Annotated in this window: 5 protein-coding genes; 2 read left to right on the top strand and 3 right to left on the bottom strand. The window is 46.5% G+C overall.

What is annotated here, in order from left to right; genetic code table 11:
• Window positions 1–43: 43 nt before the first annotated feature.
• From hemG to R8N46_RS20340, 3 genes are read right to left on the bottom strand one after another with little or no spacing between them, the layout of a single operon-like run.
• Complete coding sequence (gene hemG, locus R8N46_RS20350) at window positions 44–571, bottom strand: menaquinone-dependent protoporphyrinogen IX dehydrogenase (protein WP_005378894.1); 528 nt, start codon at window positions 569–571, stop codon at window positions 44–46.
• A 9-nt stretch (window positions 572–580) separates the two neighbouring features.
• Window positions 581–2038: a TrkH family potassium uptake protein gene (locus R8N46_RS20345; RefSeq protein WP_005378893.1), complete on the bottom strand. Its 1458-nt coding sequence runs from the start codon at window positions 2036–2038 to the stop codon at window positions 581–583.
• 46 nt (window positions 2039–2084) lie between these two features.
• Window positions 2085–2708 carry a YigZ family protein gene (locus tag R8N46_RS20340; RefSeq protein ID WP_025768945.1) on the bottom strand — a complete coding sequence of 208 codons (624 nt, stop codon included), beginning with the start codon at window positions 2706–2708 and terminating at the stop codon, window positions 2085–2087.
• A gap of 261 nt (window positions 2709–2969) precedes the next feature.
• Between R8N46_RS20340 and fadB the strand changes: the two genes are divergently transcribed.
• A complete protein-coding gene (gene fadB / locus R8N46_RS20335) occupies window positions 2970–5141 on the top strand; it encodes a fatty acid oxidation complex subunit alpha FadB (RefSeq protein WP_115385637.1) in 2172 nt (723 codons plus the stop codon).
• 14 nt (window positions 5142–5155) lie between these two features.
• Entirely contained in the window at window positions 5156–6331 is a 1176-nt protein-coding gene (fadA, locus tag R8N46_RS20330; protein ID WP_318098503.1) for an acetyl-CoA C-acyltransferase FadA, read from the top strand.
• Window positions 6332–6469: the final 138 nt, after the last annotated feature.

Below are 6469 nucleotides of genomic sequence, written 5' to 3'. Positions count from 1 at the left end.
CGGATAAATTTGCATCAAAAGCGGTCAAAAGAGCACGTTATTTCTACAGTTCTCTAAATTTATCTGCGAAAAGAGCCACTTTTTCCCAATTGGTGTACTCCACCTCTTTGGTCGTATCGGTTTCGCCACCCGTCATCGACATAATGAACCTAATCATAGTTCTGTCGAACCAGCTATAACGTGGGTAATAAAGTGCACCAGCAAAAACACCGATTAGCGTTGGTTTCCAAGGCGACTTAATTAGGAACTTGCGAATGTAGGCACTACCTTCAGGTGTATCCTTTCCTTGGTCCTCTTTACGAGCGGTTAGGTTTACGCAGAAAAATGCCACTTTATTTTGCTCCAATTGATTGAGGTTTCGCTCAATAAACTGGTATAGCTTTTTATTAAGATGGCCATAGCGAATAGAGGCGCCTATCAATACTCTGTCGTATTGGCTGAAGTCAATCGTCTCGACATTATGTAAATCCACCAGCTCACAATCGAAATCTGGAAGTTGTTCATCTATATAGTGGAGAATTTTTTTAGTCTGCCCTTCGCGGGAAGAGTATAGAAATAATGCTTTTGCCACGATTTCCCCTTAGCTACGCCAAAACGTCGGCGTAAGTAGAATAAGTAAGGTAAAGATTTCCAAACGACCAAACAGCATAGAAACTATTAATACCCATTTTGCTTTGTCGTTAACATCACCAAAGTGAAGCGCCACTTCTCCCAAGCCAGGACCGAGGTTGTTCAGAGTCGCAGCCACCGCCGAGAACGCACTGAGCTCATCCATTCCTGTTGCAATCAACCCCAACATACAAACCACAAATACCAATGCGTATGCGGAGAAGAAACCCCAAACCGCATCGACAACACGTTGCGGTAGGGCACTGCCACCTACTTTGATGGTGTAAACCGCGCGTGGATGGACTAAACGTTTTAGTTCACGCGCACCTTGTAAGGTAAGAAGCAGGATACGGATCACTTTCATGCCGCCGCCTGTTGAACCAGCACAACCACCTATAAAGGAAGAGAACAATAACAGCACAGGTAAGAAGAGCGGCCAATCCGCAAAACCTGTTGTCGTAAAGCCCGCTGTTGTGGATATTGATACGGTTTGGAACAGAGCCTGATCGAAAGCATCGTATGTCGATGTGTAAGAATGATGTTTCAGTAATAATAGAAAGCAAATGATAAATAGCAGCACTTGAATAAACAAGAAGGCGCGAAACTCAGGATCTTTCCAGTAATACTTGGGATGTACGCCACCTGATGCAAATGCAGCAAAGTGCAGTGTGTAATTACATGCAGATATAAGCAGAAAAACCACAGTAATCAGGTTAATCGCGTAACTATCAAAATATCCGATGCTGGCATCGTGGGTAGAGAAGCCGCCAATAGCAATGGTGGAAAAGCTGTGACTGATGGCGTCAAATGGCGTCATACCAGCTAACCAAAAAGCCGAAGCACAGGCGATAGTCAGGCTCAAATAGATGTACCAAAGCGCCTTAGCAGTTTCTGCTATGCGCGGCGTCACTTTAGTGTCCTTGACTGGACCAGGGATCTCGGCGCGGTAAAGCTGCATACCACCAATGCCAAGTACTGGCAAAATCGCCACAGCTAATACGATGATTCCCATACCGCCGAACCACTGCAGTAACTGTCGATAGAATAGAATCGCTTTAGGTAACTCATCCAAACCAACAATAACGGTCGCCCCGGTCGTCGTGAGAGCAGAAAACGATTCAAAAAACGCATCTGTCACTGAGACGTTCGGGTTGTCAGCAATGAGAAAGGGGATCGAGCCTGCACTGCCAAGTACTGTCCAGAATAAGACGACAATAAGAAAGCCATCTCGAGCTTTAAGCTCGTGCTTATACCTGCGGTTTGGGTACCAACAAACGGCCCCACAAAACAGCAGAACAAAAAATGTCGTGACAAAAGGCACACCAGCACCATCTCGATAGATCAGCGCAACGAGTGCTGGCGCAAGCATAGTGACACTAAAGAGTGCGAGCAGTAGCCCGACGATTCGAATAATTGAACGAAATTGCATGGATAAATTGACTAGCGAAGCTGTCCCTGTTGCTTCCTGTTTTTCATTATTGTCCGTCTAGCGGAGTGACAATTGCCTTTGCCCCGCTTTTATTAATGATTGCTTGGGTAAACGCGCTCACTTCTCGAAGCTCAATTTCCACCACTAATACGACCTGATCGCTGTATTCAGCCTCGACTTCTATCGCACCAAATTGCGGCATGATTGATTGTGCGATCGGCATAAACCCATAGTCTAACGTTAGTCTGAGCTTTGTGGTTATTTTTTTCTCAATAGTTTGAAGCAGCTTGAGCGCTTGTTGTACCCCACCCCCATACGCTTTAACCAAGCCGCCTGTACCTAACTTGATTCCACCAGAGTATCGCGTGACCACAGCCGTGATCTCCCCCACACCAGATCCAGACAGCTGAGCAAGGATCGGTTTACCTGCCGTCCCTGAAGGTTCTCCATCATCACTAAAGCCCCACTGCATCGAATCTTCTGGTCGACTAGCAACAAAGCCCCAACAGTTATGTCTAGCATCAGCGTGTTTAGCTTTGATTTGATCAACAAATGCTTTTGCAGCTTCGATACTTGGCGTGTGTGCCAAATAAGTAATGAAGACGCTCTTTTTAATTTCTTCTTCAAATTGAGCGGGCTCTGCTGGAATCAGATAAGGCTTGTCATTCATAGGATTATGGATTCAGGTTTATTTGCCTGAAGTCTATCACGAGTGTGATTTACCCGTCGCATAAGATCTGCCACAGCGCACAATGTTAAACACTTGTTTAAAAAATGTATTGAAATTAGACAATCCACGATCCAAACTAACTTTACTGGTCAAACCAGAACAAAAATAAAACGACTTCCTCGATACCTATTTGCCGAGGTACACGGCGTCGTTGAAATAGGTATACAGACAATCCACGATTGTATGTCATGGAGATAGACAATGATTTACCAAGCCGAAACCCTACAGGTAAAGGAAATACAAGATGGTATTGCAGAGCTAAGCTTCTGCTCTCCAAAATCCGTCAACAAACTCGACCTAGCGACATTGGAATCGCTAGATAAAGCTCTTGATGCGCTCATTGCCCATCAAGGCCTCAAGGGGTTGTTGCTCACTTCAGATAAAGACGCATTCATTGTAGGCGCAGACATTACCGAGTTTTTAGGTCTGTTTGCTAAAACGGATGCCGAGCTCGACCAATGGCTGCAATTTGCTAATAGCATCTTTAACAAATTAGAAGACTTACCCATTCCGACCATCTCAGTGATCAAAGGCCACGCTCTTGGTGGCGGTTGTGAATGTGTGCTAGCAACAGACATGCGTATTGGTGACAAAACCACCAGCATCGGCCTACCAGAAACGAAACTGGGAATCATGCCGGGCTTTGGTGGTTGTGTACGCTTACCTCGCGTTATTGGCGCAGACAGCGCAATGGAAATCATCACCCAAGGTAAAGCATGCCGAGCTGATGAAGCATTGAAAATTGGCTTACTCGATGCTGTTGTAGAGACTGATGCTTTATACAAATCAGCACTACAAACTCTTAACTCTGCAATTAACGAGAAACTTGACTGGCAAGCACGCCGAGCACAGAAAACATCTCCGCTAACGCTGAGTAAGCTTGAATCAATGATGAGCTTCACCATGGCGAAGGGGCTGGTGGCACAAAAAGCAGGTCCTCACTACCCTGCCCCAATGACAGCCGTTATCACGATTGAAGAAGGTGCTCGCTTTGCACGTAATGAAGCGTTAGACATTGAACGTAAGCACTTCGTGAAATTGGCTAAAACGGAAGAAGCAAAATCACTCGTTGGCCTATTCCTTAATGATCAATACATCAAAGGCATTGCGAAAAAAGCAGCGAAGTCAGCAAGTAAAGACACGCAACGTGCAGCCGTATTAGGTGCAGGTATCATGGGTGGCGGCATTGCTTACCAATCAGCGCTAAAAGGTGTGCCAGTCTTGATGAAAGACATCGCACAAGCGTCGCTCGACCTAGGCATGACTGAAGCATCTAAGCTGCTGAATAAACGCTTATCTCGCGGTCGCATTGATGGCTTTAAGATGGCGGGTATTTTAGCGTCAATCACACCGAGCTTACATTACGCAGGTATTGAAAACTCTGATGTGATTGTTGAAGCTGTCGTTGAAAACCCGAAAGTAAAAGCAGCAGTTTTGAGTGAAGTTGAGTCCCATGTCGGTGACGACACCGTTATCACCTCAAACACCTCGACGATTCCTATCAACCTATTGGCAAAATCACTAAAACGCCCAGAAAACTTCTGTGGTATGCACTTCTTCAACCCAGTGCATCGTATGCCTCTTGTTGAGATCATCCGTGGTGAGCACACCTCTGATGAAACCATCAATCGTGTTGTGGCGTATGCTGCGAAAATGGGCAAATCACCAATTGTCGTTAATGACTGCCCAGGGTTCTTCGTTAACCGCGTATTGTTCCCATACTTTGGCGGCTTCAGCATGCTACTTCGTGATGGTGCTGACTTTACGAAAATCGACAAAGTAATGGAGCGTAAGTTTGGCTGGCCGATGGGACCGGCGTACTTGCTTGACGTAGTCGGCATTGATACCGCGCACCACGCACAAGCTGTGATGGCTGACGGTTTCCCTGAGCGTATGGGTAAACAAGGTCGTGATGCGATTGATGCACTGTTCGAAGCAGACAAATATGGTCAGAAAAATGGTAATGGCTTCTACAGCTACACCATAGATAAAAAAGGTAAGCCGAAGAAAGCCTTCTCCGAAGCGATCTTACCGGTACTTGCTGACGTTTGTGCCGATAAGCAGGACTTTGACGATCAGACCATCATTCAACGTATGATGATTCCAATGATCAACGAAGTGGTGCTGTGCCTACAAGAAGGCATCATCGCGACTCCGCAGGAAGCAGATATGGCATTGGTTTATGGTCTTGGTTTCCCTCCATTCCGCGGTGGCGTATTCCGCTATCTAGACAGCGTGGGTATTGCTGAATACGTTGAAATGGCAAAACAACACGCCGAGCTAGGTGCGATGTACCAAGTACCGCAAATGCTGATTGATATGGCGGCGAAAGGTGAAAGCTTTTACGGTGCACAACAGCAAGGTTCTATCTAAGCAGGGATTCTAAAATGACTAATCAAACAAGAAATGTTGTCGTAGTCGATTGTCTACGTACTCCAATGGGTCGCTCTAAAGGTGGTGCTTTCCGTCATACACGAGCAGAAGATCTATCTGCGCGCCTAATGACAGGCATTCTTGCGCGTAACCCACAAGTGAACCCAAGCGAGATTGAAGACATCTACTGGGGCTGTGTACAGCAAACACTAGAGCAAGGCTTTAACGTTGCACGTAATGCGGCGCTGCTTGCTGGTCTGCCGATTGAAATTGGCGCCGTGACGGTGAACCGCTTGTGTGGCTCATCAATGCAAGCGCTTCACGATAGTACACGTGCCATCATGACTGGCGATGCTGAAATCTGCCTAATTGGTGGTGTTGAGCACATGGGTCATGTGCCAATGAACCACGGTGTAGACTTTCACCCAGGTATGTCAAAGAACGTAGCAAAAGCTGCGGGCATGATGGGCTTAACGGCTGAAATGCTTGGTAAATTACATGGTATTAGCCGTGAGCAACAAGACGAGTTTGCCGCTCGCTCTCACGCTCGTGCGCACGCAGCAACCGTAGAGGGTCGTTTTAAAAACGAAATTCTACCAATTGAAGGCCACGCAGCAGACGGCACACTGTTCACTCTGGATTACGACGAAGTGATTCGCCCTGAAACATCCGTTGAAGGTCTATCTCAACTTCGCCCAGTGTTCGACCCTGCAAACGGTACAGTAACAGCCGGTACATCATCGGCTCTGTCTGATGGTGCATCAGCGATGTTGATCATGAGTGAAGAGAAAGCCAATGAGCTTGGCTTGAAGATTCGTGCACGTATTAAAGGCATGGCCATTGCGGGCTGCGATCCTTCTATTATGGGTTACGGTCCTGTACCTGCGACGAAAAAAGCGCTCAAGCGTGCCGGTCTTTCAATTGAAGACATGGATGTGGTTGAGCTAAACGAAGCATTTGCCGCGCAGTCTCTGCCGTGTGCTAAAGACTTAGGCCTGCTTGATGTTATGGATGAGAAGGTCAACCTTAACGGTGGTGCGATAGCATTGGGTCATCCACTAGGCTGTTCTGGTTCACGTATCTCAACAACGTTGATCAACCTAATGGAAGCGAAAGACGCGAAATACGGTCTGGCCACCATGTGTATCGGTTTGGGTCAGGGCATTGCGACAGTATTTGAACGACCATAACAGTTCAAGACGTTGTTGTAGTGATCGAGCCAACAATCATAAGCAAATGAACTAGTACTAAAATTTTTAGTATTACACTTAAGGGCGACAATTGATGTCGCCCTTTGTTTTACATCAAACATGCATGAAGAGCATACA

Source organism: Vibrio sp. 1874, from assembly GCF_033344395.1.
Lineage (GTDB): Bacteria > Pseudomonadota > Gammaproteobacteria > Enterobacterales > Vibrionaceae > Vibrio > Vibrio alginolyticus.
This window is presented reverse-complemented; position numbering and strand designations above follow the sequence as displayed.

Excerpts from the sequence above, each read along its gene's own strand:
- R8N46_RS20340 (WP_025768945.1), bottom strand. The coding sequence starts at position 2,708 with ATGAATGACAAGCCTTATCTGATTCCAGCAGAGCCCGCTCAATTTGAA.
- R8N46_RS20345 (WP_005378893.1), bottom strand. The coding sequence starts at position 2,038 with ATGCAATTTCGTTCAATTATTCGAATCGTCGGGCTACTGCTCGCACTC.
- fadA (WP_318098503.1), top strand. The coding sequence starts at position 5,156 with ATGACTAATCAAACAAGAAATGTTGTCGTAGTCGATTGTCTACGTACT.
- fadB (WP_115385637.1), top strand. The coding sequence starts at position 2,970 with ATGATTTACCAAGCCGAAACCCTACAGGTAAAGGAAATACAAGATGGT.